The 25,084-nt window shown below is 61.2% G+C and carries 29 protein-coding genes, 1 tRNA gene and 1 pseudogene; 22 read left to right on the plus strand and 9 right to left on the minus strand.

Annotated features, from left to right (window positions below; genetic code table 11):
- The first annotated feature begins 481 nt into the window (after window positions 1–481).
- Window positions 482–898: an AlpA family phage regulatory protein gene (locus H6955_08305; protein ID MCP5313545.1), complete on the plus strand. Its 417-nt coding sequence runs from the start codon at window positions 482–484 to the stop codon at window positions 896–898.
- 73 nt (window positions 899–971) lie between these two features.
- Here H6955_08305 and H6955_08310 read toward each other — a convergent pair whose 3' ends face one another.
- From H6955_08310 to H6955_08320, 3 genes are all read right to left on the minus strand, one after another.
- Window positions 972–1,553, minus strand: coding sequence for a DUF4388 domain-containing protein (locus H6955_08310; GenBank protein ID MCP5313546.1), 582 nt, complete (start codon window positions 1,551–1,553; stop codon window positions 972–974).
- A gap of 41 nt (window positions 1,554–1,594) precedes the next feature.
- Window positions 1,595–2,692 carry a HAMP domain-containing protein gene (locus H6955_08315; protein ID MCP5313547.1) on the minus strand — a complete coding sequence of 366 codons (1,098 nt, stop codon included), beginning with the start codon at window positions 2,690–2,692 and terminating at the stop codon, window positions 1,595–1,597.
- A 372-nt stretch (window positions 2,693–3,064) separates the two neighbouring features.
- Window positions 3,065–3,598: a bifunctional (p)ppGpp synthetase/guanosine-3',5'-bis(diphosphate) 3'-pyrophosphohydrolase gene (locus tag H6955_08320; GenBank protein MCP5313548.1), complete on the minus strand. Its 534-nt coding sequence runs from the start codon at window positions 3,596–3,598 to the stop codon at window positions 3,065–3,067.
- A gap of 123 nt (window positions 3,599–3,721) precedes the next feature.
- On the opposite strand from H6955_08320, the gene H6955_08325 reads away from it, so the two are divergent.
- The 3 genes from H6955_08325 to H6955_08335 are packed head-to-tail and all read left to right on the plus strand — an operon-like array spanning window position 3,722 to window position 5,616.
- Window positions 3,722–4,189 (plus strand): nuclear transport factor 2 family protein, encoded by a 468-nt coding sequence (locus H6955_08325; protein MCP5313549.1) that lies wholly within the window; start codon window positions 3,722–3,724, stop codon window positions 4,187–4,189.
- Between the two features lie 34 nt (window positions 4,190–4,223).
- Window positions 4,224–4,796, plus strand: coding sequence for a TetR/AcrR family transcriptional regulator (locus tag H6955_08330; protein ID MCP5313550.1), 573 nt, complete (start codon window positions 4,224–4,226; stop codon window positions 4,794–4,796).
- On the plus strand, window positions 4,786–5,616 hold the full coding sequence (locus H6955_08335; GenBank protein MCP5313551.1) for a DUF3050 domain-containing protein: 831 nt from the start codon (window positions 4,786–4,788) through the stop codon (window positions 5,614–5,616). The genes H6955_08330 and H6955_08335 overlap by 11 nt, the downstream gene beginning before the upstream one ends.
- Window positions 5,617–5,655: 39 nt before the next feature.
- On the opposite strand, the gene cynR (H6955_08340) is transcribed toward H6955_08335, so the two are convergent.
- The gene (gene cynR, locus H6955_08340) at window positions 5,656–6,639 is read right to left on the minus strand and encodes a transcriptional regulator CynR (GenBank protein ID MCP5313552.1); all 984 of its coding nucleotides are present in this window, start codon (window positions 6,637–6,639) and stop codon (window positions 5,656–5,658) included.
- 300 nt (window positions 6,640–6,939) lie between these two features.
- Between cynR (H6955_08340) and H6955_08345 the strand changes: the two genes are divergently transcribed.
- The 4 genes from H6955_08345 (at window position 6,940) to H6955_08360 (ending at window position 10,021) form a co-directional block, all read left to right on the plus strand.
- Window positions 6,940–7,593, plus strand: a complete 654-nt coding sequence (locus H6955_08345) for a HupE/UreJ family protein (GenBank protein ID MCP5313553.1) — start codon at window positions 6,940–6,942, stop codon at window positions 7,591–7,593.
- A gap of 138 nt (window positions 7,594–7,731) precedes the next feature.
- Complete coding sequence (gene cynS / locus H6955_08350) at window positions 7,732–8,157, plus strand: cyanase (GenBank protein ID MCP5313554.1); 426 nt, start codon at window positions 7,732–7,734, stop codon at window positions 8,155–8,157.
- A 45-nt stretch (window positions 8,158–8,202) separates the two neighbouring features.
- Window positions 8,203–9,033: a methyltransferase domain-containing protein gene (locus H6955_08355; GenBank protein MCP5313555.1), complete on the plus strand. Its 831-nt coding sequence runs from the start codon at window positions 8,203–8,205 to the stop codon at window positions 9,031–9,033.
- 109 nt (window positions 9,034–9,142) lie between these two features.
- Window positions 9,143–10,021: an alpha/beta hydrolase gene (locus tag H6955_08360; GenBank protein ID MCP5313556.1), complete on the plus strand. Its 879-nt coding sequence runs from the start codon at window positions 9,143–9,145 to the stop codon at window positions 10,019–10,021.
- 63 nt (window positions 10,022–10,084) lie between these two features.
- On the opposite strand, the gene cynR (H6955_08365) is transcribed toward H6955_08360, so the two are convergent.
- The gene (cynR, locus tag H6955_08365; GenBank protein ID MCP5313557.1) at window positions 10,085–11,068 is read right to left on the minus strand and encodes a transcriptional regulator CynR; all 984 of its coding nucleotides are present in this window, start codon (window positions 11,066–11,068) and stop codon (window positions 10,085–10,087) included.
- 263 nt (window positions 11,069–11,331) lie between these two features.
- Between cynR (H6955_08365) and H6955_08370 the strand changes: the two are divergent.
- The 13 genes and pseudogenes from H6955_08370 to H6955_08430 all read left to right on the plus strand — a co-directional run bounded on the left by H6955_08370 (window position 11,332) and on the right by H6955_08430 (window position 20,271).
- Window positions 11,332–12,097, plus strand: a pseudogene (locus H6955_08370) (nitrile hydratase subunit beta).
- A gap of 39 nt (window positions 12,098–12,136) precedes the next feature.
- Window positions 12,137–12,835, plus strand: coding sequence for a thiocyanate hydrolase subunit gamma (gene scnC, locus H6955_08375; protein MCP5313558.1), 699 nt, complete (start codon window positions 12,137–12,139; stop codon window positions 12,833–12,835).
- Between the two features lie 11 nt (window positions 12,836–12,846).
- Window positions 12,847–13,233 (plus strand): hypothetical protein, encoded by a 387-nt coding sequence (locus H6955_08380; GenBank protein MCP5313559.1) that lies wholly within the window; start codon window positions 12,847–12,849, stop codon window positions 13,231–13,233.
- A 19-nt stretch (window positions 13,234–13,252) separates the two neighbouring features.
- On the plus strand, window positions 13,253–14,086 hold the full coding sequence (locus H6955_08385) for an ABC transporter ATP-binding protein (protein ID MCP5313560.1): 834 nt from the start codon (window positions 13,253–13,255) through the stop codon (window positions 14,084–14,086).
- A 53-nt stretch (window positions 14,087–14,139) separates the two neighbouring features.
- Window positions 14,140–15,438: an ABC transporter substrate-binding protein gene (locus H6955_08390; protein ID MCP5313561.1), complete on the plus strand. Its 1,299-nt coding sequence runs from the start codon at window positions 14,140–14,142 to the stop codon at window positions 15,436–15,438.
- On the plus strand, window positions 15,435–16,259 hold the full coding sequence (locus H6955_08395; protein ID MCP5313562.1) for an ABC transporter permease: 825 nt from the start codon (window positions 15,435–15,437) through the stop codon (window positions 16,257–16,259). The genes H6955_08390 and H6955_08395 overlap by 4 nt, the downstream gene beginning before the upstream one ends.
- 117 nt (window positions 16,260–16,376) lie before the next feature.
- A complete protein-coding gene (locus H6955_08400) occupies window positions 16,377–17,201 on the plus strand; it encodes an ABC transporter permease (protein ID MCP5313563.1) in 825 nt (274 codons plus the stop codon).
- A gap of 118 nt (window positions 17,202–17,319) precedes the next feature.
- Entirely contained in the window at window positions 17,320–17,586 is a 267-nt protein-coding gene (locus H6955_08405; GenBank protein ID MCP5313564.1) for a transposase, read from the plus strand.
- A 97-nt stretch (window positions 17,587–17,683) separates the two neighbouring features.
- Window positions 17,684–18,022 (plus strand): DsrE/DsrF/DrsH-like family protein, encoded by a 339-nt coding sequence (locus tag H6955_08410; GenBank protein ID MCP5313565.1) that lies wholly within the window; start codon window positions 17,684–17,686, stop codon window positions 18,020–18,022.
- Between the two features lie 44 nt (window positions 18,023–18,066).
- Entirely contained in the window at window positions 18,067–18,297 is a 231-nt protein-coding gene (locus tag H6955_08415; GenBank protein MCP5313566.1) for a sulfurtransferase TusA family protein, read from the plus strand.
- A gap of 75 nt (window positions 18,298–18,372) precedes the next feature.
- Window positions 18,373–19,506, plus strand: coding sequence for an NAD(P)/FAD-dependent oxidoreductase (locus tag H6955_08420; GenBank protein ID MCP5313567.1), 1,134 nt, complete (start codon window positions 18,373–18,375; stop codon window positions 19,504–19,506).
- A 43-nt stretch (window positions 19,507–19,549) separates the two neighbouring features.
- On the plus strand, window positions 19,550–19,945 hold the full coding sequence (locus H6955_08425; GenBank protein ID MCP5313568.1) for a hypothetical protein: 396 nt from the start codon (window positions 19,550–19,552) through the stop codon (window positions 19,943–19,945).
- Window positions 19,946–20,194: 249 nt separating this feature from the next.
- Window positions 20,195–20,271: transfer RNA gene (locus H6955_08430), tRNA-Arg, on the plus strand.
- A 222-nt stretch (window positions 20,272–20,493) separates the two neighbouring features.
- On the opposite strand, the gene H6955_08435 is transcribed toward H6955_08430, so the two are convergent.
- Entirely contained in the window at window positions 20,494–20,856 is a 363-nt protein-coding gene (locus H6955_08435; protein MCP5313569.1) for a hypothetical protein, read from the minus strand.
- Between the two features lie 663 nt (window positions 20,857–21,519).
- Here H6955_08435 and H6955_08440 point away from each other — a divergent pair.
- Entirely contained in the window at window positions 21,520–22,140 is a 621-nt protein-coding gene (locus H6955_08440; GenBank protein MCP5313570.1) for a DUF502 domain-containing protein, read from the plus strand.
- Between the two features lie 271 nt (window positions 22,141–22,411).
- Here H6955_08440 and H6955_08445 read toward each other — a convergent pair whose 3' ends face one another.
- The 3 genes from H6955_08445 to H6955_08455 all read right to left on the minus strand — a co-directional run bounded on the left by H6955_08445 (window position 22,412) and on the right by H6955_08455 (window position 24,631).
- Complete coding sequence (locus H6955_08445) at window positions 22,412–22,855, minus strand: DsrE family protein (protein ID MCP5313571.1); 444 nt, start codon at window positions 22,853–22,855, stop codon at window positions 22,412–22,414.
- Window positions 22,856–22,888: 33 nt separating this feature from the next.
- Window positions 22,889–24,118 (minus strand): redoxin domain-containing protein, encoded by a 1,230-nt coding sequence (locus tag H6955_08450; GenBank protein ID MCP5313572.1) that lies wholly within the window; start codon window positions 24,116–24,118, stop codon window positions 22,889–22,891.
- A 162-nt stretch (window positions 24,119–24,280) separates the two neighbouring features.
- Window positions 24,281–24,631: a hypothetical protein gene (locus H6955_08455; protein MCP5313573.1), complete on the minus strand. Its 351-nt coding sequence runs from the start codon at window positions 24,629–24,631 to the stop codon at window positions 24,281–24,283.
- Window positions 24,632–25,084: the final 453 nt, after the last annotated feature.

Below are 25,084 nucleotides of genomic sequence, written 5' to 3' on the forward strand. Positions count from 1 at the left end.
TGCGCGAGCCAACCCTCCCTGGGTTGGCCGGCGACTCAGCTCGGGACAACCGACTCCCCGATTCGGCCCCGCTCCTGGTTCCAATCCGCGATGCGAACCGGCATCGCGGAAACCACGGCGTCATCACGCCGGCGGTCGTTCAACTGCAAGGAATCGCGCCACCCGCTCTGCCGGGTATCGCAGACCGGCCGTCGCGAAAGGCGTCGCCGGGCTTGACCATCGTGCACAGACCGCGGCCCGTCGCGCGGTGGGTAGCCGGGGGAGGCCGTTGTTTGCCATCGGATACCGTTTGTCCCCTGGAGGACGCCGGGGGATTCCCATGTTGATCGAGGGTGCAGCTTCAGTAATCCCTGACTTCGTCTCGTGTCATGCCTCCCCGATTGCATGCCGGTACCGGAAGTAACCGACTCCATTGTGTGAAGTCTCGGCGCCCCGCGCCGCCAATACATATGGAACCCCGGAGCTGGCTCAGGAGCCGCCTATGGCCGCCCAAACGAAAAACGCGCAGGAGGCGTGGTCGACAGAGATCACTGTCGAAGACCTGCTTGCCGACTCCCCCTGGGACAACCAGCCCGAAGAGTGGGTTCGAGACGTCACGCTCGAAGAACTGCTGGCCGATTCACCGTTGGATGATACGCTCGAATGTGAACTCAGCGAGCCGCCGATGGGAAGAAACGATCCACCTCATCCTGCGGCAAGGTTGATCCTCCACCCGAGTGAGGTTGCCGCCATGCTCGGTATATCGGAATCGTCGTTACACGAGCTCCTGCAGCGCGACCCGACTTTCCCCCGGCCAGTGCAGGTCTTGCCGCGCGAGCCGACGATCGGGTTTATCGGTTACGAGGTCGAAGACTGGGTGATGGCTCGACCGCGGGTCGGTGCAGCCTCGCACGTTTGAGTAGCGGCTGAAACGACGACCCGTGCCACGGGATCCACGCCGGGTGACGTGCCCGCTGGCGGTCGGTCGGCACTCATCCCAATCCCTGCAGCAGCCGGTTGCGGAAACCAATGGCCTTCTCGGGATCGTCGATTTCTGTCGCCACGTCTTTGATCAGCTGTCGTAGATCGAGGTCGGCATCCGCTCCGCCAGCACGTTCCAGGTGCTCTTCCCACACCAGTGCGCCCATCGGGCCCAACACGTCGACCAACTGCTGTTCGATCTGTTCCAATGCCTCGGCGGTAGAGGCCCTGCTCGCGGCGCCGCTGCCGGCGCCGGCGGCAGGTGCCTGTGCGGCGGGCTTGACGGGTTTGCCACCGAGTTGCGCCAGCACGGTCTCGGTCGCTGGCAGGGGGGCCGGCTTGTGCGAGATCACCTTGCCATCCTTGAAATCGAACGAGCCAGTCTCGATCTCGCGGAACAAGGGGATGGCGTCGCTGCCCTTTTTCAGCCGGTATTCGAAATGAATGATGTTGCCGGCAACGATCACGATCCGCGCAAGACTGTTGGTCTCGCTGATCACGAACAGGCTGCCGGTGCGCCCTTCTTCGCATAAGGTCGAGACCAGCGTGAGCAGCTCCCGATAGTTGCGAAACGGTTGGTAGGTGTCAGGCACTAGGCTCTCCAAGACTCCGGTGTTCTACCCGCTCGGATCCGTTACGCTCGCTTCTTGCGCAAGCGTTCCATCGCGAGACGAATGCTCGCACCCATGCGATCGATCGCCGCGGCCAGTTGGCCGATCTCGTCTCCACGCTGCGCCTCGGCGATTTTGCCCGGGTTGCCGCCGCGGCTCAGTTCGTCGGCGATCGCTGTAAGCCCCTTGATCGGGCGCGACAGGCCCTGCGAGAACGAGTAGGCGACCAACGATACGATGGCCAGGGTCAACACGAGGACCATGATGCCGCGCCACTGCGCCTTCTTCAGCGGCGCGTAGGCTTCGGCACTGTCCTGCTGCGTCACTACATACCAGCCTGATGCGGAGCGTCGGACTGCGGCAACCACATCCTTTCCATCGGTGCTGTAGCTGATCAACGTACTTCCTGAATCGGGTCGCTGCAGATAGGCGGGATGTTTGCTGAAGTCGGTTGTCGCGGGGGCCGAGCCTTTCTGCTGGTGTGCAACGACCTTCCCGGATTCATCGAGTATGAACGCGAAGCCGGTGTTGCCGATCGCGGTGTTGGTGATGCGCTCCGAGAGTTCCTCGATATGCATGGCCATGGCGATCACGCCTGTCACCGAATCGCGCACCGACTGGGTGCCCTTGATCGGTGTGGCGAGGATTACCGCCGGCAAGCCGGTCGTCTTGCCGATCACGACTTGCTTCGCCAGGGGTTCTCCACGCACGACGGCCTTCACATAGGCGCGATCGCTATAGTCGGCCGGCGGTTTGTCGTCGCTGCGCCCGATATTGATGCCACGGTTGTCGGTTGTGAATACCAGGTACGACCAGTCGTACTCGTTCAGAATGGATCGCAAAACCGGCTTCTGTCGTTCCGGATCCATCGACGTGATATCGCCGAGCGCCGCGTTCTGCTGCAGCACCTTCTGATTCATTCGCACCCACTGATCGACTTCGGTAGCGAGTTGCACCGAGGTGTTGTCCAGCTGTTGATCGATAGACTGCTCCAGCCCGTCGCGAATCAGCAGATAGTCCAGGTACCAGACGACGCCCAGCGGTACCGCTGCAACGATCAACATGGTGACCAGGATCTTTCCGAATATGCCGAAACGCACGCCTTGCTTGTCGCTACTCACACTCAAATCTCCACGGTTTATTGTTTTTCCTGCATGGATACTCGTTTTCTGCGCAGATGGTCGTCTGCAATCAACGGCGGCAGGCCGCGTCGCCAAAGCGGCGGATCGCGCGACGATGCCTGTTGATCGGCGTGCGACGGACCTTTGGAGTTGCACCGCGTTCAACCCGTTTTCGGCAGCAAGCCTGTGAACATTAGGGTTTTTACGGTTGGCGGCCGAGTCGTCTCCGAGCACCAGAGGTGAAAAGACGATTGCTTGAGCCAGCGGTTGCGGGTCGCTCGAACCGGGATCCGTGAAAACCGTTCGCAAATACGAGGGTCGAGGTTTGCCGTCGGGTCCGGTCGGCCGTGGTCCGGTGTTGCGGGCGCTGGTCTAGGGACGCTCAGCAAACTGCGCGTCGAACACCTCTTCAAGGTGCGGGTGATCGCCGCGCAGGCCGTCGATCACCTGCTTGGCCCAGTCGAAGTATTCCCGGCGGCGTGCGTGCGACCAGTCGGGCGGCGGGTTGGCAACGACGTCGCGCAGGTTGGCAATCTTGTCGGCGAGTTTGATCGCTTTCGCCTGCACGCTCAGCAACGGTGCGCGCTCGATCTGTGCCTGTTTGCGGGCTCGCTTGTCCATGCTTTCGTCGTCGGTGACCTCGACGACGATCGCGGTGATCGTGGGACCGAACAGGACCGCGAGCTCTGCTTCGGTGGCCTCCGTGTCTTCGATCACGTCGTGCAGCAGTGCCGCACAGAGTGTCTCCGGATCCGTCACCTGGCCTTCGTTCACGAGCACATCGGTCAACGCGATCGGGTGGTTGATATACGGGGATGCATCCCTGTCTTTGCGCCGCTGATTCCTATGGCAGGCCGACGCGAACGCGAGCGCCTTGATCAAGAGCTTGAGCTCATCGGTCTCCATCGTTGTTCCCTGCTGATACCCGGCATCGCCATCCGAGTATGCCATCGTCGTCGTTGCTGGCAATTTCTGTACGGTCGACTAACCTTTGTACCGAACGGTACAGAATCATTCAGGAGACGACCGATGTCCGAGCGCCCCCCGTTGCCTCCCTTCGATCCCGAAACCGCGAAGCAGAAGGTGCGCATGGCGGAAAATGCCTGGAATCTGCGCGATCCGGAGAAGGTGTCGCTCGCCTACACCGAAGACAGCCGCTGGCGAAACCGTGCAGAGTTCGTCAATGGCCGCGCCGAGATCGTCGCGTTCCTGAAGCGCAAATGGGCGCGTGAGCTCGACTACCGTTTGATCAAGGAGTTGTGGGATTTTCGTGAGAACCGCATTGCGGTCAGGTTCAAGTACGAATGGCACGACGATTCGGGCAACTGGTACCGCTCTCATGGCAACGAGCTGTGGGAGTTTGACGAACACGGCTTGATGCGCCGTCGTGAGGCGAGCATCAACGACACGCCGATCCCGGAGAACGAGCGTCTGTTTCGCTGGCCTCAGGGGCCACGGCCCGAGGATCACCCGGGACTGACTGAGCTCGGGCTCTGAGCCATTGCCACCCGGGTAACCTCGATAGAAAACCATGGCGCGCAAGTTCAGTGAACGCCGCGACCTGGTTCCGATACTCGGCGAGCTCTTCCGCGAACACGGATTCGCCGGTACGAGCCTGTCGATCATCACGGCCAGGACGGGACTGGGTAAGGGAAGCCTCTACCATTTCTTTCCTGACGGCAAACAAGGCATGGCCGATGCGGTGTTGGACGATGTCGCCACCTGGTTCGAGGACGAGGTGTTCACGCCGCTGCGCGAGAGTCGGGATCCGGCGGCCGGAATCGAGCGGATGTTCGAGGCGACAGTGCGGTTCTTTCAATCCGGTCGGCGCATCTGTCTGGTCGGTACTTTCGCACTGGATGACACGCGCGACCGTTTTGCGTCGATCGTGCAGGGGTATTTCGCCGCGTGGCGGGATGCCCTCGCCACCGCATTGCGGCGACGCGGATACACTGGTGCGGCGGCGCGTGAGATCGCGGAGGACATTCTGGCCGGCATCCAGGGCGCCCTGGTGCTGGCGCGTTCACAGGACGATCCGCAGATCTTCATGCGCGCCGTCCAGCGGTTGCGCAACAGAGCGCTGGTGACCGCATATGCCGACTGAGGCCGATGCATTGATGTCCCGTTGCGAGGAATGGCGCAATCGCCTCGCGCGCCACCCCCTGCACAGGGTGCTCAACGAAGTCGGTGCGCTGCGCATCTTCATGCAGCACCATGTGTTCGCGGTGTGGGACTTCATGTCGTTATTGAAGGCCCTGCAGGCCAACCTGGCGCCATGCCAGGTGCCGTGGAAGCCACCGGCGTATCCGCAGGCTGCGCGCCTGGTCAATGAACTCGTGCTCGAAGAAGAGTGCGACCCGACATTCGCCGACCCGGCCGGTGCCGCCGTGGTCAGTCATTTCGAGGCCTATTGTCAGGCGATGGACGAGATCGGGGCCGATACCGGCCCGATCGTCCACTTCGTGCGTTGCATAGACGGCGATGGTCTGGCGAGCGCCTTGCGCAGTGACGCGGTACCGGAGCCGGCGCGCCGCTTCATGCATTTTACCTTCGACGTCATCGCGCGCAACCAGCCCGGGGAGTTGGCAGCGGCCCTTGCATACGGCCGTGAGCTGATAGTTCCGATGCTGTTTTCCGCGTTGCAGGGTCGTATCGCGCTAGAAGTCGGTGGTACGCAGCGGCTGCAGCGTTACCTGCAGCGCCATATCGAACTCGATGGCGACGAACACGGTCCGCTCGCTTTGCGCCTGGTGAATGAGGTGTGCGGCGGTGATGCTGTCGTTCGGCAGGCGGCGATGGCCACCGCCGCCGACGCCCTGCAGGCGAGATGGGTGTTCTGGAACGGCATCCTGCACGCGATCGACCCATCCGCCACGACCGGTACCGGCGCACAGCCGGAGATCTCAGGTGCCGACGCCGGATAGGCGTTGGCGTGTCAGGTGTTGGCGGGCCGTTGATGCGTCCTAGTGATCCTTGTGCTGCCGGCAGGCGTCGGACATGGGACAGGGTCCGGCATGCTGTCGATCGGGTTTGGGACAGCCGGAGAGCCCCCAGTCGTTGGCGAGCTGGCGGAAGGCGAGGCACGCGGGGCTCTTGTACCCGTCTCTGCGGCAGATCAGCGTGATGGTGTGATGCGGCAGCTCGGGCAGCAGGGTGACCGGGTAGAGGCCCTCCTGGGTGCAGGCGATGGACTCGGGCAGGATGGTGGCCATGCGGCCGAGCCGCACGGTCTCGACGATCACGCTGAGCGAGTTGGTTTCGAGCATGACGCGCGGAGTGACGTTGTGCTCGATGCAGTACAGGTCGACATGCCGGCGCAGCGCGAAATCGTCATTGAGCAGCACCAGTGATTCCTGTTCGAGCACATGCTTGTCGACCGGCGTCTGCTGGCCGGCATACGCATGGGCCTTGCCGACGGCGAGATTGAGGGTCTCGATGAACAATACCTGGGTCTCGATCTCGCCGGAGCGTGAGTCGATCGACAGGGTGTTGGTGAACGCGACGCCGATATCGATGCGGTCCTCGATGATGCCGGCCTCGATGTCGTCCTGCGGCATTTCGAGGGTGCTGACGCTGATGCCGGGGAAGTGGGTGTTGAAGGCATCGAGCAGGGGCGCGGCGAGATAGTCGGTGATCGGCGTCATGCCCAGGCGCAGTGAGCCACGGCTGAGGTCCTGCAGTTCATGGATCGCGCGTTTGCCGGCATCGAGTTCGCCGAGCGCGCGGCGTGCGTAGCCGAGGTACACCTCGCCGGCATCGGTGAGTTGGACCTTGCGACCGGAGCGATCGAGCAGCTGCACGTTGAGCGACTCCTCGAGTTGCTTGATCTGCTGCGAGAGGGTTGGTTGCGAGACATACAGTGCCTCGGCGGCGCGCGTGAAACTGTGGTGTTCGGCGATCGCGATCAGGTAACGCAGCGAGCGCGGACACAGGATATTCGGGTCCATAGCCAACCCCTATAGAACTGATCAGATTTCGATCTTGGACAATTAGATTCGCGTAGTAAATAGTTCTGCTGTCGGCAGCGTGCGCGCAGCATTCGTTTCACACACGTTGGCCAGAAAGTAGACGTTGATGAAATAAGAATATTCGGGAATGTTTGTAAATTCCCGCATCCAGGGTTCGGCAAGGCCGGAACCTGAAACCTGAGGAGTATCAAGACCGGGCGGGCCAGTGCTGCCTTTGGTGTCTTGTACCAGCGACCCACGAGTCGAACAACAAGCAGTCAACAGCGAGGAATGAGAACTATGAATCTTGGAAAGTACCTTCCGAAAGACCATGTGCGCGGGACGCTTGCGGTATCCACCGGGCTGCTGCTGACCGCTTCGTTCCCGGCGTTCGCCCACCACGCGATGGGTGGGATGACGCCTCAGACCTTCGACCAGGGCCTGCTGTCCGGCCTGGCGCATCCGGTGATCGGGCTGGATCACTTTGCTTTCCTGGTGGTGGCGATGTTGCTGACCGCTGCGATGAAGGGCAGCGCACGCTACATCGTGCCGCTGGCATTCGTCGGTGCGACGATCGGTGGCACGGCGCTCCACCTTGGTGCAGCGGATATCCCGATGTCCGAGACCCTGGTCGCGCTGTCGGTCGTCATTGGCGGCGTGCTGGTGCTGACCCGTCACTATCCGGGCGCGTTCGCGCTGGGTGCGTTGTTTGCCGTTGCGGGCATTCTGCACGGCTATGCGTACGGCGAGTCGATCGTCGGTGCCGAAGCCACCCCGTTGTTGGCCTACCTGATCGGTTTCGCCGCGATCCAGTATGCACTGATCATCGGCGGTGTGTTGGGATTGCAGAAACTGGCCGAACGTTCGGAGACCGCGCGTTCGATGGCAGCGCACATCGGTAGCACTGCCGCGCTGTTGACCGGCGGCCTGTTCCTCGCGTTGAGTTTCGCGTAACTGGGTGTGTGGGACGAGGGCCGGGGTGACTGTTTCGGTCACCCCGGTTCCTGCAACGCCCGTGCGGCATCGGCCTGCCGTTAGTCCGCGCGGTTTCCTGGGCCATGCTCTGCTGAGACGACCATGAACAAATCCGAAATGAAACAGGCGATTCTTGCGGCCAAGGTCGAGAAGGACCTGACGTGGAAGAAGATCGCCAAGGCGACCGAGTTTTCCGTCGAGTACGTCTGTTCGGCGTGTCTCGGTATGAACCACCTCGACAAGGCCGCGGCCGACGCGGTGGCCGATGTACTGGGGCTGGGCAACGAAGTGTCGGTTGCGCTACAGCAGTTCCCGCACAAGACCTGGAGCCAGTCGATACCCACCGATCCGGTGATCTATCGCTGGTACGAGATCGTCGGTGTGTACGGCGAGACCATCAAAGAGCTGATCCATGAGAAGTTCGGCGACGGGATCATGAGTGCGATCGACTTCAGCCTGGATATCGACAAGCAAGAGGACCCGAAGGGAGACCGGGTTGTCGTGACCCTCAACGGTAAGTTCCTGCCCTACAAGACCTGGTAGGGCGGACACCGACTCTTTGCGACGGGATTCCCGGGCGAGGACCAGATGGCAGACGCCGCGGCGCGCGATCCGCACCGGTTCGTCAACGAGCTGGATGCCGCGGCGATCGATCGCCTGATCAGCCGGTTGGAGAGCCGCGCCAAGGATGCGGTGTTCACCAATCTGTTCGACAAGTACGCCGCGCGGCTCGACCTGCCGAAGGATGCCCGGGTTCTGGATGTGGGCTGCGGCACGGGCGTGGTGCTGCGATCGCTCGCCAGGCGCGGTGACTTCAACGGCGAATTGTACGGCGTCGATCAATGCCAGCGCTTCGTCGAGGCGGCCGGCGGGTTTGCGAAAGACGATGTACCCGATGGGCGCCTGCATTTCCAGGTTGGCGATGCGCATCGCCTGGATTTCCCCGATGCCACCTTCGATGCAGCGATAGCCCACACACTGATCAGCCACGTGACAGATCCGCGGGGTGTACTGAAAGAGATGGCGCGGGTCGTGCGTCCAGGTGGCGTGGTCGTGATATTCGACGGCGACTACGCGTCATTGACCTACGGCTTTCCCGATCATGAATTCGGCCACCGCATGGACATGGCGCTGGCGCACGCGACGTTCAACAACGTCCGGATCATGCGGGACCTGCCGCGCCTGTTCCCCGACTTTGGGTTGACGATGCAGGCTGCGTGGGGTGATGCCGTCGCAGAGATCGGTACCGGCAGTTATTTCCGGTCGTTTGCCGAGACCTACGTGCCGTATGTGATCAAGGCCGGCATGCTCGACACGGCCGCGGTCGAAGACTGGTTTGCGGTCCAGCTGAGGGCGATCGACGACGGCACCTTCTTCGCCGCGTGCAACTACTACACCTATTTGGCCCGCCGCGTCTGACGCGGGTGGTTCGGCGACACACGCAGCCAGGCCGGTCGTACGGACCTGGTTGCAACGGGGCGGGGTCTGTCTGCGGAGAGCCGTGTATGCCTTTGTGGGAGAAACCGTGATGGCCTCAGAGACGATTCGCTGGCATTGTGATGGCCACGACATGGTGATCGGACTCGACCGCATGGGGACGGGTCCGACCGTGCTGATGCTGCCCGCGCTGAGCTCGATCTCGACACGGCGCGAGCTGCACCCCTTGCAGTTGCGTCTTGCCGACGAGTTCGAGGTGGTTTCGATCGACTGGCCGGGTTTTGGCGATCTTCCCAAGCCTTTCGTCGAATGGCGCCCGGACGTCTACGAACGCTTCGTGGCGTTTCTGTTCGAGCAGGTTGCACCGTCTCCATTCGCGGTGGTGGCCGCCGGTCATGCCGCCGGTTACGTGACCCGCCACCTGGCCGCGCATGACGAGTCGGTGCAGCGCCTGGTGCTGCTGTCGCCGACCTGGCGCGGACCCTTGCCTACGATGACGAATGGCAAGTACGGGCGGTTCCCGCGCATCGCCAAGGCCGTCGATCTTCCGCTGATCGGACCCCTGCTGTACCAGCTGAATGTCAATCGTGCGGTGGTCGGCATGATGGCACGGGGTCATGTCTATGCGGATCCGGACTGGCTCGACGACAACCGCATGCAGGACAAGCTGACGGTCACGCGTGTGCCCGGTGCCCGTCACTCGTCGGTGCGTTTCGTCGCCGGCTGCGTGGATCCGTTCTCCACCCGGAACGAACAGCTCGATGCGCTGCGTCATGTGCAGGTGCCGATGCTGAACGTGTTCGCCGACACGGCGCCGCGCAAGTCGCGTGGCGAGATGGAGGCCATCGCCGAACTGCCCGGTGTGGAGACAATCCGGCTGCCGCTCGGCAAGCTGTCTTTCTACGAAGAGTTTCCCGAGCGTGCCGCAGAAGCGATACGCGGCTTTCTTTCAGTGGACGCGGCCGCCTGACCGCACGTGCCGACGCCGGATAGGCGTTGGCGTGTCAGGAGTTGGCGGGCCGTCGATGGCGTCCTAGTGATCCTTGTGCTGCCGGCAGGCGTCGGACATGGGACAGGGTCCGGCATGCTGTCGATCGGGTTTGGGACAGCCGGAGAGCCCCCAGTCGTTGGCGAGCTGGCGGAAGGCGAGGCACGCGGGGCTCTTGTACCCGTCTCTGCGGCAGATCAGCGTGATGGTGTGATGCGGCAGCTCGGGCAGCAGGGTGACCGGGTAGAGGCCCTCCTGGGTGCAGGCGATGGACTCGGGCAGGATGGTGGCCATGCGGCCGAGCCGCACGGTCTCGACGATCACGCTGAGCGAGTTGGTTTCGAGCATGACGCGCGGAGTGACGTTGTGCTCGATGCAGTACAGGTCGACATGCCGGCGCAGCGCGAAATCGTCATTGAGCAGCACCAGTGATTCCTGTTCGAGCACATGCTTGTCGACCGGCGTCTGCTGGCCGGCATACGCATGGGCCTTGCCGACGGCGAGATTGAGGGTCTCGATGAACAATACCTGGGTCTCGATCTCGCCGGAGCGTGAGTCGATCGACAGGGTGTTGGTGAACGCGACGCCGATATCGATGCGGTCCTCGATGATGCCGGCCTCGATGTCGTCCTGCGGCATTTCGAGGGTGCTGACGCTGATGCCGGGGAAGTGGGTGTTGAAGGCATCGAGCAGGGGCGCGGCGAGATAGTCGGTGATCGGCGTCATGCCCAGGCGCAGTGAGCCACGGCTGAGGTCCTGCAGTTCATGGATCGCGCGTTTGCCGGCATCGAGTTCGCCGAGCGCGCGGCGTGCGTAGCCGAGGTACACCTCGCCGGCATCGGTGAGTTGGACCTTGCGACCGGAGCGATCGAGCAGCTGCACGTTGAGCGACTCCTCGAGTTGCTTGATCTGCTGCGAGAGGGTTGGTTGCGAGACATACAGTGCCTCGGCGGCGCGCGTGAAACTGTGGTGTTCGGCGATCGCGATCAGGTAACGCAGCGAGCGCGGACACAGGATATTCGGGTCCATAGCCAACCCCTATAGAACTGATCAGATTTCGATCTTGGACAATTAGATTCGCGTAGTAAATAGTTCTGCTGTCGGCGGCACGCGTTTTTTTATCTCGGTCATCGCCGCGACTTACGTTATCAAATGGTCACGAATAAGCCACAGACGCATCGTTGTAATAGAGCATAAGCATATTCGTAATGCTTTATAGATCGTTGAGCGCATCCAGCATCGGAAAGTAGAGAGGAGCCAAGCCTATGTCATCGTCGACCCGAGAAAAAGTGATGCGGCATCTCGATATCGTCGGTCACCTGCAACCGGCGTTGCATCTGCCCCAGCACGCACCAGCTCCGGACATGATCGATTCGGCGCACTATCGCGCCTATACCCGCTCTTCGCACGACGTTGGTGGGGAATACGACGTGCCGATCCGTTGGGAAGAGAAAGAAGAAGAACAGTGGGAACTCAATACCTTTGCGACCTGCGAGTGCCTGGCCTGGCGCGGCGTCTGGAACGCCGAGGAACGCCGCCGGCGGCAGAATGTCGACCTGGGTCAGACGATCTACCTCGGTATGCCGTACTACGGACGCTGGTTGCTGACGGCCGCACGCATCCTGGTCGACAAGCAGTTCGTCACCCTTACCGAACTGGTCAACAAAATCGATGAGGTGAAAAAGCGCTATGAGTAAGCCGCATTACGATACGGAGCATCACGCGAAGAAGGCGACCGGGGTCGGTGATCCGCAGTGCTTCGCGGGTGAAGCGGGTGCCGCCAAGTTCAAGGTGGGTGACCGGGTGAGGATCAGGGATCTCCCGGACGTGTTCTACACCCGCTGCCAGATCTACACGCGCGGCGCCGAAGGGGTGGTGACCGAGCTTGTCTATGAGAGCCCGGCTGCCGAGGACGAGGCCTGGGACAACACGGAGAATCCGGAATGGTTCTACAGCGTGGTGTTCAAACAGAAAGACCTGTGGCCGGAATACACCGACTACTACGAGAACGACACGCTCGAGACCGAGTTTTCCGAGCGCTGGCTTGAGCCCGCTTGAGACCCGGCGAACGGCAACAGAACACAAGAGGAGAGGCAAATGTCCGAACACAAACCCGCGCCGATGGTCGACGAGGTCAGCGACTTCGAAATCCTCGAGATGGCCGTCCGCGAACTGGCAATCGAGAAAGGGCTGTTCAGTGCCGAGGATCACCGGCGTTGGACCGAATACGTCCACACCCTGGGTCCGCTGCCGGCGGCGCGTCTTGTGGCCAAGGCCTGGCTGGACCCCGAGTACAAGGAACTGGCGATCAAAGACGGCGTCAAGGCCAGCCTGGAGGTTGGTGTCGACTGGATCAACGATATGCCGACCGGGTTCGGTACGCCGAGCGACTACTGCAACCTACGCGTGCTCGCCGATACGCCGACACTGAAGCACGTCGTGGTGTGCACCCTGTGTTCCTGCTATCCGCGGCCGATCCTCGGCCAGTCGCCGGAATGGTATCGCACGCCCAACTACCGGCGCCGGCTGGTGCGCTGGCCGCGCCAGGTGCTGGCCGAGTTCGGCCTGCAACTCGATCCCGAGATCGAGGTCCGGGTCGCCGACTCGAACCAGAAGACGCGCTACATCGTGATGCCGGTACGGCCGGAAGGCACCGAGGGTTGGACCGAGGACCAGTTGGCCGAAATCGTCACGCGTGATTGCCTGATCGGCGTGGCCGTGCCCAAGCCCGGTGTCACTGCTAACGCGGAGCGTCCGATACGTCCGGCGGTCCACCCGGTTGAGCACGGTCATTGAGGAGAGCGTCGATGAGTTCAACGGAAAAGATGTTTCCCGAGAATCGAAAGTTGCCGGACCTCGATACCGCACCGATCTCCATCTTGGAGAAGGTGCGGGTCGAAGGCCGGGTCTGGAGTGATCTGTGTGACCAGTATGGCGTGACCAACCCCGATCCTCCGTGGAAGGTGAATCTCGAGAGCACCTGTGACGCCCTGGCCGAAGAGGCATGCGCCTTGCCGGTACTCGAGCGCCGCTGGGAGGAAGACGAACTGTCGGAGTCTTTGTATGCCGACGTGCCGTTCCCGGAGCGGCAGTTGCTTGCGCTGGCACATTCAATGATCCGGCGCGGGATCTTCGACGAGGAAGAGTTGTCGCAGCGGATGCAGCAGGTTCACGACCGTCTGAATATGGTCTAACTAGCTGGGGTATGTGCAGATGTCGATACGTGGAGTCCGCATCTCGATCAAGGATCTGAGTCACCGGTACACGCCGAGGAGTCCGATCACGTTCGACAACGTGAATCTCGAATCACCACCCGGCGAGGTGCTGGCGATTATCGGCCGGTCGGGATGCGGTAAGTCGACGCTGTTGCATATCCTGGCCGGGTTGCTGCACTCAACCTCCGGCAAAGTCCTGCTCGACGAAGAGCCGGTCGAGAAACCGTCGCCACGTTGGGTGATGATGTTTCAGGCGCCACACCTGTTTCCCTGGATGCAGGTAAGCCAGAACGTCGGTACCGGCCTGCGGTTTGCCGGGTGGAAAGAGGCCAAGATCGCCGAACGCGTCAACGAGGCGCTGGAACTCGTCGACCTGCAGGAGTATGCCGACAACAACACCCAGGATCTCTCCGGAGGCCAACAGCAGCGCGTCGCCCTGGCGCGCTCGCTGGTGATGGAGCCGGAGCTGCTGCTGCTCGATGAGCCGTTTTCAGCACTTGATGCGTTCACCCGCGCCGCGCTGCAGCGCGACGTGCGGTCGATCGCGAAGCGGCTCGGATTCAACGTGGTGATCGTCACGCACGATATCGACGAGGCCGTCATCATGGCCGACCGTGCCGTGATCATGGCCGGTAGCCCAGGCAAGATCGTTCACGAACTCGAGGTGGACCTCGAGGACCCGCGCGACCGACAAGACCCGGCCGTTCAGGCGATGCGCGCACGCCTCATGGAAGCCTTCCAGGACGCGGCCCAAGCGAAGTCCAATGGCGCCGGCGACTCATCCGGCGATGAAGTTGTGCCCGAACCCAAACCACACCTGGTCAAGCGATAAGCCTGACCCTGCGCCGGTTCGGGCAACCGACCGGTCGGAGGAGGAAAGCGACAATGAAGAATCTGCTGACGGACTACAAGAAGCACGAAGGTGGTATCGACGATCCCGGACTCGCCCTGGATATCGATCCGCTGTTCAGCGGCGTATTGGGCACCGGCGTCAGCCGGCGCGATTTCCTGGCGACCGGCGGCAGCCTCGCCGCAGCGCTCGGTGGACTTGTACCCTCGGCCGCGACCTTCGCGGCAGAAAAGAAATTCAATCCGGTCGTGAAGATCGGCTACATCCCCATTACCGATGCGGCGGCGCTGTTGGTCGCGCACGAACTCGGCTTTTTCAAGAAGGAAGGCATCGAGTCGGAGCGTCCGACACTGATCCGTGGCTGGTCCCCGCTGGTCGAGGCGTTCGCATCGCACCGTTTCAATCTGACCCACATGCTGATCCCGATCCCGATCTGGATGCGCTACAACAACAAGTTCCCGATGAAGATCACGGCCTGGGACCACACCAATGGTTCGGCGATCGTGGTGCACAAGAACAGCGGGATCAATTCACCGAAGGACTTCGGTGGCAAGCAGTTTGCGGTTCCCTACTGGTATTCGATCCACAACATCGTTTCGCAGAAGATCATGCGGGATGCGGGCATCAAGCCCGTGATCAAGCCGCAGTCGGCAGAGCTGGCGCCGGATGAGTGCAACTTCCTGGTGCTCAACCCGCCGGACATGCCGCCTGCGCTGGCCGCCAAATCGATCGACGGTTACTGTGTCGCCGAACCGTTCAACGCGCTGGGCGAGCTCAAGGCCGGCGGCAAGGTGTTGCGTTTCACCGGCGATGTTTGGAAGGGCCATCCCTGCTGCGTGGTGGTCATGCACGAAGCCGATGCGATGGACCCGGATCGTGCGGCCTGGGCGCAGGGCGTACACAACGCGATCATCGCTGCACAGATCCACCTGGCGGAGAACCGCGAGGAGATGGCCGAGATGCTTTCGCGGGACGGCAAGAAGTATCTCCCGTTCCCGAAAGCGGTGGTCGAGCGCGCGATGCTGTTCTATGACCCGGCCTATTACAACAATCCGATGGCGATCAAACACCCGGAGTGGGGAATGGACCGGATCAACTTCCAGAGTTGGCCGTATCGCTCCGCCACCGAGCTGGTCGTCAGCGATCTCAAGAAGTCGGTGATCACCGGCGATGCCGGGTTCCTCGATACGCTCACCCCGGAATTCGTCGCCAACGATCTGGTGAACTACGACTACGTGCGCAAATCCCTCGAGGCGAATCCGGCATGGCGCAACGACCCGAGTGTGCCGAAGGGTGACGACCCGTACAACCGCGTGGAGGTGGTGGAGCTATGAGCAACGGCGCCGTACCCGCTGGAGGGATCCAAGAAACGGGATCATCCCGTGTCCTGGCGTCCACGGGACGGCGCCTCGCCAACTTCTTTGGTGGGTTGGCGATTCTGCTGGCGGTCTGGTGGATTGGGGCCTATTTCATCGCCGCCAATCCGAAGACGGAAAGCTTTGCCTCGTTCGGGCCGGTGCCGACTTTCCAGGCGTTCCCGGTGCTCTGGGAGGAAGGCAAGATCCAGAAAGCGGTGGCCGCGAGCGGTTTCCGACTGGGATCGGGATTGGCGATCGCGATCATCATCGGCGTGCCGATCGGCATCCTGATGGGGCGCAGCAAGCGGTTTCGTGAACTGAGCAACTCGCCGTTCCAGTTTCTGCGCATGATCAGCCCGCTGTCATGGATGCCGCTGGCGGTCCTGGTGTTCGCGACGTGGAATGGTTCGATCATCTTCCTGATCGCGATGGCCTCGGTCTGGCCGGTGGCGTTCTCGACCGCGGCTGGACTCGCGAAAGTGGATCCGGCCTGGTTCAAGGTGGCTCGGAACCTGGGGGCCAAGCCGCTGGACATGCTCACCAAGATCATCCTGCCGGCCATCAGCTATGACGTGTTCACCGGTATACGCCTGGCGCTCGGTGTCGCGTGGATCGTGCTGGTGCCCGCCGAATACCTCGGGGTCACTTCGGGGCTGGGGTATTCGATCGAAGATGCGCGCGAGACACTGTCTTACAACCATCTGACGGCGATCGTGCTGGTGATCGGAATCATCGGCTACGCACTCGACAGCATATGCGTGCTGTTGATCAAGCACTTCAGCTGGGAGCGCAAGTAAATGAGGCGTTCCGCGACTGATTGTTTTGGCGACGCACAGCGTTTGGGATGCAACGCGCTGTGGGCCACGACGGTACCTGAGACGGGGCGGTAGATGAGCGTCAACAACACGTCGTCAATGGTCGTAGCCTGCACCGCCAGGGTGTATGGCGCCGTATCGGCGGGGGTCGCGCACTCGACGCGTGGCCTGACGAATTTCTTCGGTGGCCTGGCCATTCTGTTTGTACTTTGGTGGATCGGCATCGCTGCAATCACGCTCGATCCCGAAATGGAGCATTTCGCCGACTTCGGGCCTATACCCGCATTCAAGGCCATCGGCTACATGTGGGAAGAGGGCACCATACAGAGTGCCGTGGTCGCCAGCGGTTACCGACTGGGACTCGGCCTGCTGATCGCGATCGGTATCGGTGTGCCGCTCGGCATTCTGATCGGGCGCAGTCGACGTTTCCGGGAGCTGAGCAACTCACCTTTCCAGCTGTTGCGCATGATCAGTCCCCTTTCCTGGGAACCGATCGCGGTGATCGTGTTCGTCACCTGGGACCAGGCGATCATCTTCCTGATTTCCATCGCGTCGGTCTGGCCGGTCGCGTTCGCCACGGCGGCCGGTCTGGCGAAGGTCGACCCGGCGTGGTTCAAGGTTGCGCGTAACCTTGGCGCCAAACCTTGGCAGCTGGTCACCAAGATCATCGTCCCTGCGATCACGTTCGACGTCCTTACCGGCATACGCCTGGCGCTCGGGGTCGCGTGGATCGTGCTGGTGCCGGCGGAGTTCCTTGGTGTCCATTCCGGCTTGGGCTATTCGATCGAAGATGCACGCGAGACCCTGTCTTACGACCATCTGATGGGGATGGTCCTGGTGATCGGTGTGATCGGCTATGTCCTCGATAGCGCCTGCGTGCTGCTGATCAAGCGTTTCAGCTGGCACCGCGGACAGACAGCCTGAACCCAGCCCGCAGGGGCATTCGGAGATGTGCTGGGTGGGTGATGCGGTTCGCCCCCGTCGTTGTGTGCAGTGACCCGGGCAGAAGAGGAGATACCAAACGGGGAACAAGGAGACCGTGATGTCAGAGTCGCGATTTACCGAAGCGGAGATCAGCGCGGTACTGCAGGAAGCCGAAAACGGGGCGGCACTCGACGAGCTTTGTCGCAGGCACGGGATTTCGGAAGCGACACTGGTTGAATGGCGCGCCAATCGCGGAAATGCGGCGGTATCGCAGGAACGCAGACTCAAGGAGTTGGAAGAGGAAAACCAGAGACTGCGATCGTTGGTCGCGGATCTGACGTTGCGCAACGAGGCGCTGAAAAACGTGATGTCCAAGAAGTGGTAGGTCGCGCCCGAATCGGACCTGCAGCAAACGAGGCAACGAAAGCATGGCTCAGCAGTTAAACATTGTCTGTGTATCAGGAACCCGCGAGAAACTTCAGATGGCAGCGATGATTGCCTCTGTCGCGGCTGCAACCGGCGACGAGGTATCCGTCTTTTTCTCGATGAACGCGCTGCCACATTTCATCAAGGGCAACGATCAGGCGGCTCCCGTAGAGGGCGAGTTCGGTGCCCTGATGGACCGTACACAGGGTGTGCCGCCGTTCAAGCAACTATTCAAGCAGGCCGCGGAGCTCGGCGATGCAAAACTCTTACCGTGTTCGATGGCGGTGGATCTGCTGCAGGTCGCGGAAGATCAACTCGAACCGGAACTCGGTCCGCCGACCGGCCTGACGCGCTTCCTGAGCGATGCCGAAGGCGGGCAGCTTCTGACGTTCTGAACGTTTGACGCGGGCAAAACCCCGGTTCGAAGAGGAACAAGACAATGAGTGAAAGTAAGGTCGTCGATGCGCGCAACACGTTCTGCCCGGGCCCGTTGATGGAATTGATCACCTACATGAAGCAGGCCAGCGTCGGTGATACGTTGGAGCTGCTGTCGACCGACGAGGGCACGGCGGCCGATGTCCCGGAGTGGGTCGCGAAGGTGGGCCATGAACTGATCAGCAATGAAAAGGTCGAGGGGGTCTGGCATGTCAAAGTCCGCAAGGCGAAATAACGCCTCGACGGCGGTGCCGGCGGGCATTCACCAGGTCGATCTGATCGCAGGACTCTATCCTCGGAGGAAGCGCCAATGAGAATTCTGATAGTGGGAGGCGGCACCGGCGGCACCATCGTTGGCAACAACCTCGCGCGACGACTCGCTGGTGAGATTCGGGAAAAGAAGGTGCGGATCACGATGCTGTCGGCATCGGACAAGCACATGTATCAACCAGGGCTCTTGTACGTCGCTTTCGGCCAGATGATGCCCGACGAGCTGTACCGCAAACAAGCCAGCCTGCTCGAATCCTGTATAGAGTTCCATGTCGATCCGGTGGAAGAGTTCCAGCTCGACCGGAACCAGGTCAAGACCAAGAGTGGCAAGACTCACGCCTACGATATCCTCGTGATCGCGACCGGGTCGCGCATCGTGCCAGAGGAGATACCGGGGTTGTCGGAAGGATCCGAGACCTTCTATTCCGAGAAAGGCGCAGTGCAGATGTACAAGCGACTGCGCGAGTTTCAGGGCGGGACCATTGCGATCGTCGTGGGCGTGCCGCATAAATGCCCGATCGCACCGGTCGAGGTGACCTTCTCGCTGCACGACTACTTCAAGGCGCGTGGTATCCGCGACAAGGTGCATATCAAGTACCACTACCCAATCGGACGCATCCATACGATCGCGAACGTCGCGACCTGGGCCAAGCCCGAGTTCGATCGCATGGGCATCGAGTACGAGACATTGTTCAACGTCAAGGAGGTCGACGTGGAGAACAAGGTCGTGCACAGCGAAGAGGGTACCGAGACCAAGTATGATCTGCTGATCTCGATCCCGCCGCATCGGGGCCAGGAAGTGATCGAGCAGGGTTCGCTCGGGACCGGCGGCTGGATTCCGACCGATCGTCACCAGCTGACGATGGAGGGTCACGACAACGTGTACGTCGTCGGCGACACGACCAATCTGCCGGTCAGCAAGACCGGTTCGGCGGCGCACTTCGAGGCCGAGGTGATCGCCGAGAATATTTCTTCGATCGTGAAGATCGGCACGCCGGTGAAAGAGTACGACGGCAAGGTGTACTGTTTCATCGAGACGGGCCACGACAGCGCGACCTATGCGATGTTCAACTATGAAAATCCCCCGGACCTGAAATCGCCGAACAGGTCGATGCACTGGTTCAAGATGTCGTACAACAAGATGTATTGGACCAGCGTCCGCGGTCTGCTGTAAGGAGCCAAACGCCATGACAACCGACACTCAAGCTGAAACCGACATGACTGTCAGTGCCGGTGATCTGGAGCAGCTCGCCGAACTGTCGTCGGTGCTCGCAGCGGCACGCGATGCCTTGTCCGACGACATGGTCAGCCGGTTGGCCTCGGCATTCAGCGAGGGGATCACACTGCTCGATCGGCTGACGCGCAACGAAGGATTGATCCACCTGCTGCAGGAGCTCGACCGCCCCGAGAACCAGCAGTTCCTGATCAGCCTGTCCAATGCGTTTACCGAGGCGAGCCGCGATCTGGCGACTGCGCCACCGGCGTCGGGTGGCATCGGGGGGCTGCTGAAACTGGTCAGCGACCCGGGCACACAGGAGGGCCTGCGCCTGATGTCCCTGATCGGGGCCCGCCTGAGCGACAGCATGCGGGAGATGCACAGCCGCGGTGGCTGAGTCCGGGTAGGCGATTGGCCGGTTTCGCCAGCGCGCGGAACCGGGCCCGGTCTTCTCCGCCGGGTGGTGTGGCGGGCCCCGACGCCCCCTCGTACGCTGACATCATCCGAGAAGGCCGTATGCCGCGCAATCCACTGAGCCACCTCAGAAATCGGCCGCGGCCCATACCTCCTGAGGTGCTCCGGGTCGTCCTGGTCGCCATCAATTGACAGCGCAGCGGAAAAAAACGAAAATTCGCGCCTCGAATTTGCGCATGTAGCTCAGTTGGATAGAGTACCTGGCTACGAACCAGGCGGTCGGGAGTTCGAATCTCTCCATGCGCGCCATTCAAAACAAAGGCTTGGCTCTTCAGGGCTGAGCCTTTTTGTTTTCGAGGCCGACGCGTTCCAGCTCAAGGGACGGCCAAGCAGAACGCCAGACTATCAAACACCAGCCGAGCGATTTAACCCATGTGTTGCGTCGGCCGGTTGGATCCGCAGCCGCAAGCCGCCGTTATCGCTCAAGAATCACAATTCCGCGCTCCGCGTGGCGCTTTGTCGTTTCCTGGTTCAGTTGTCCGGAAAGAATGGGCTGATCGAAAAGTACAGCACCAGCCCCGCGACCAGGCTGTAGAGAATGATCTGCACGGGGTTCTCTTTCAGGTTCTGTAGAAAAGTGCGGTGTCGACCAGCGCTACGCAGGCTCTCGTACTCAGCGCGTTTGTCGCGGAAACGCTGTTCCTCGTAGTCAGCCAACAACGCCTTCGCACGGTCATACTGGTGTTCGCTCTTCAGCCAGATACCCGGGGCGGAGACGCCCCAGGGTCCAGCCTGCGTCTCGTAGAAAGCTATGTGGTGCTTCTCTAACAGGCCACGGATTTCCTGAATCTCGTCCTCGGGCGCATGGCGCAATTTGATCAGTAGCTTGGACATGTTCTGCAGAGATTGTCTTTTTGGGGAGCAACAGGCAACCCCGTTGGTGACCGAAGCAAGTCCCGGCGTGATCCCACTGATTCCTTCACTCAATGGCGGAGCTGGCAATGCCATTGCTCACATAGGGTCCGACACGCTTCGCCCATCCTGCGCCCTGGGACAAAGGGAAGCGGGTCGGCCCGGACCTGATACTCACGAAACGCGCGTACGAACCACGAGGTCGGGAGTTCGAATCTCTCCATGCGCGCCATTAAAGACAAAGGCTTAGCAATTGGCTCTGGGCTTTGTTTTCTGATTCCGCGTGTAGCCATCATGGATGTGACCGCCAACTTCGGCGCCCACAACCGCTCCCCGCACTTCGCCGGGTGCGCGGCCGTCAGGTCGGCGTAGCGCAGCACCATCGCGCATCCGGCCCGCCATCGCGTACCTGGAATACGCGCGACGGTGTCCTGGTCCGCACCTGCCGACTCGGTCGAGCGGACCGGATAACTGACCGCGCCAAAGGACCTTCAGATCGTCGCCGCCATTGGAAGGGTCCGGCCGCCCGTCACCACGCTGAGCGCGTTCGTGCGTTTCGGTCTCCGGCCGTGTCACCGGGCTCAAACGATCGCTAGACTTCGGGATACGTCCCACTTCCGGGCGATTCTGCTGGTGGATCTGATAATGCTCAGCTTTTTCAAAACGACGGTGCTTGGGGGCATCGTTTTTCTGGTTCCCATCGTCATTTTCATTGCCATCGTCGACAAGGCGCTGCAGCTGACCGGTAAGCTCGCACAACCGGTAGCGGCGGCGCTGCCGGTCGACACGTTTGGCGGCGTGGCCATCGCCGAACTGGTCGCGTTGGCGATCGTTGTCGTCGTCTGTTTCCTCGCCGGCCTCGCGGCACGGTCGCCGGCCGCGAAAAGAGCGGTTAACTCCCTGGAGGCCAACGTACTGGATCACGTTCCCGCGTATGCGCTCATGAAGGCCAAGGCGGGCAGCGTGCTCACGCCCGACGATACGCGGGACCTGGCACCGGTACTGGTCAGGTTCGATGATTCCTGGCAGCTGGGCTTCGAAGTGGAGTCGCTGGACGGGGAAAAGTGCCTTGTCTATCTGCCAGGTGCGCCGGATCCCTGGTCGGGGTCGGTCTGTGCGGTGGCCCGGGGTCGCGTGACGCCACTCGATGTCACTATCAAGGATGCCAGCAATCTGATGAAACGCCTCGGCAAGGGCGCGACACAAAGCCTGAAAGAGCTACTGAAGCAATCAGAGGAGAGCGGTGCAGCGTCGTCGCATCCGTAATTCCCGCGAGGGGGTTGTTCGCAGTCGCGACGGGCCAAAAACAACACGGGCCGGCGACAAAGTCCCACGGGTGACGGAGCTTCCGATGCAAGGTTCAGAAACGGCAATACTATGGCCTATGAAACCAACCGCTCCCGCGAGCAGCGGGAAGATGCTGGCGCATCGATGATGCGCGGGTCGACCATGCGCAGCACAGCCCGACCGGACGAATCACATGACCTGCCGCTGACAGGGTCGTCCGTTCGGACAGGGGGTAACCGGTTGCCTGGCGCTATGGCTTCAAATAGGCGTAGCCCTCTTTGATCTGCAGTCGCGCGATCTCAGACAATCCCGAAGGCACTATGCTTGCTTCGTCTACGACGCGTTCCTTCGCAAGCTGTCTTGCGCCGAGCGTCGCCGCGCATACCTTGAAGGCGACGCCTTTGGCCGCCAATTCCATGACCGCCGCGTCATAGGGGTTGCCCCGTCCGTCTTCGGCGCCGTTGAGCAGGAAGTCTATCCCGGGTCCGAAAGCCACGATAACAATCCTCGCGCCAGGGCTATCGTCGAGATAGGAGTTGGCGAGCATGAGCGCCCATCTCGCATTGCGCGCCTCATCGATGTGGAAAACCATCTTCTCCCAGCCCTCGCCCGGCTCGTCTGCACAGGCGGCAGACGCCAATCCCAGCATCAGCACAACGAGTACGATTTGCTGCACCTGTCTTTGCGTGTTCATTTTCGCATCCTCCATACCGGCGGCATTTCACCGTCAGTGGCCGTTGAGCAGTGATTTCAGTGTGCCGATCACCGCAGGATCGTCCCAGTCGATTGCAGCATTCACGCCATACCGGATATTCCCTTCCGGATCGATAATGAACGTCGACGGATATGAGACGACGTTCCATTGCCGCGCGAACTGGCCGTCGCGATCCAGCAGCACGGGAAAATCGACTCTCACCCTTTCCATGAACGACTGGATATCGGCGATGTTTTCGGCGTAATTGATGGATATCAGTTCGAAGGGAAGACCAGCCATTTTGCTGCGCAGGCGATTCAACGAAGGTATCTCTTCGACGCAGGGCGGGCACCAGGTGGCCCAGAAGTTGATCAGCGTCACCTTGCCCGTGAAGTTCTCCCTTACGACGTTGTGGCCAGCAGTATCCGGCAACGCGATGGGGACCGGGTCAACACCACCCCGGAAGGGCTTCAGGGCAACATCGATACCACTCTTGACGGATACCCCGGCATCAAGCGCGACGGGTTGGGCCGGAAGGGGATGCCCCTCCAACAATGTCAGCATCCGGCTTACCTTCGCCGGCAACAGTGCCAGCTGCTCGGACATCGCGACGGTCGGTGGATCCTGATAGAAGAAACCCATCATGTCCGGTACGACTTGTGTGTACACGGGGTTGCCGTGTTGCTGCAACTTCTCCAGCAGCGTCGGCAGCTGGCTGAAGATCGCACTGCCCTTTGTCTGATAGATCAACATGGGGACATTGCTTGCCGAGACGATGGGAAGATACTCCGGCAGTTCACCCAGTGGAGGTATGGAGGCGTAGGTATAGGGTGAAAACAGAATGGCGCCCAGCAAGCCCGGATCATTCTGCCTGCGCAGTTGCCAGCCGCGGGCACCCAGCAACGCCACCACGGATCCATACGAATCCCCGGCAACCACAACCCTTTTCCCCGTGCTGTCGTGGGCAAACTCGATCATGTCCGCTGCGAAACTTCCGTCCAGTTGCCTGATCGATTCGGTCCCGTTCGGCATGAACAGGGATTCCGGGATGTTGCTCAACCAGACCTCGATCCCCTCTCGGGCAAGTCCCGCGGCCAGCGAGCGGTGGTTGCCGCGAAATCCGTATTCCGGCGCAAACCACACGATCAGGTACCGGCCATCGGCAGGGAATCGCTCGGCGGTCAGCTCTTCCCCGGAGGGCGTCGGTACGAGGATGTCATCGGCGTGACACTCGGCGCTCGCGCAAACGACAAACAACAACAACCTGAGACTCAACGAAGGTGAGGTCATCTTGTTCGGCTGTTGTCCGCATCCGGGGCCCACAGGCCAAGGTGCAGGTCGTCGGGGCTGCCCTTGCGATTCAAGCGTGACTCCAGGTGGTACATTGACGATTGATTCGCTCTGGAGTGAGGTATCTCCGGGCTTTCAGGCCTGATCACTGTCGTACTCGGTAAAGAACCGCCGCGATTCCTGAAAGTCGACAAACTCACGCTGCGCCGCTTCCATCTGTCGTGTGAGTTGTTGAAATTCCTCGTCGTCGAGCAGCTCGGCAACGTCGCGTCCCGACTGCCAGAGGATCTCCAGGACACCGTCGAAGGGGTGTCTTGCGCCGCGTTCCTGTTGAAGCACCTTGTTCGCGTCGATGTCGAGTGTGAGGTTCTTTTTTACACCGGCCGTCAGCGACAGGCCGAGCATTCTGTCGAGGAGGTCGTTGAATTCGGCGCCGTGCCAAAACGCGCGGAATGCCTCGATGGAAACATCTTCCTTACGTTTCATACAGTGGATGAATCGAATCACGATCCAGGCTCCTTCTTGGGGATATGTCCGGGTTCAAGATTAGCTCCCAACTCAAGGTCGGGCGAGGGTCTGCGTAATCCGGGGGCGCGCTGTTCCGACTTCGCGGTGAAATCTCGCCGTCGATGCGTGCCGAAAATCGGAGCCTCCATTCCCATCGGCCGACAGGCGGCCGCGCCGGACCCGTCAGGCACAGAGTGCGGTCTGCCGACGGTCGGGGAGGTGGACGATTTCGTGCGTCCAGTGAATTCCACCAGCTCGGAGCGCGGCGATTTCCCGGACCGCCGCTTTCGATGTTCGGCTGAGTGTCGGGTGTTCGCGGGTAAGAAATTGAAATCGGGGATTTATTTCTACAGCTAACCCGGTCCCTGGGAAACCTGCGCATCTTGTGTGGAAATGGGCAGACGACCACGGGGCCGGAACTATTCGGCGTTC

This window comes from Chromatiaceae bacterium (genome assembly GCA_024235395.1).
GTDB lineage: Bacteria > Pseudomonadota > Gammaproteobacteria > Chromatiales > Chromatiaceae > Thiosocius.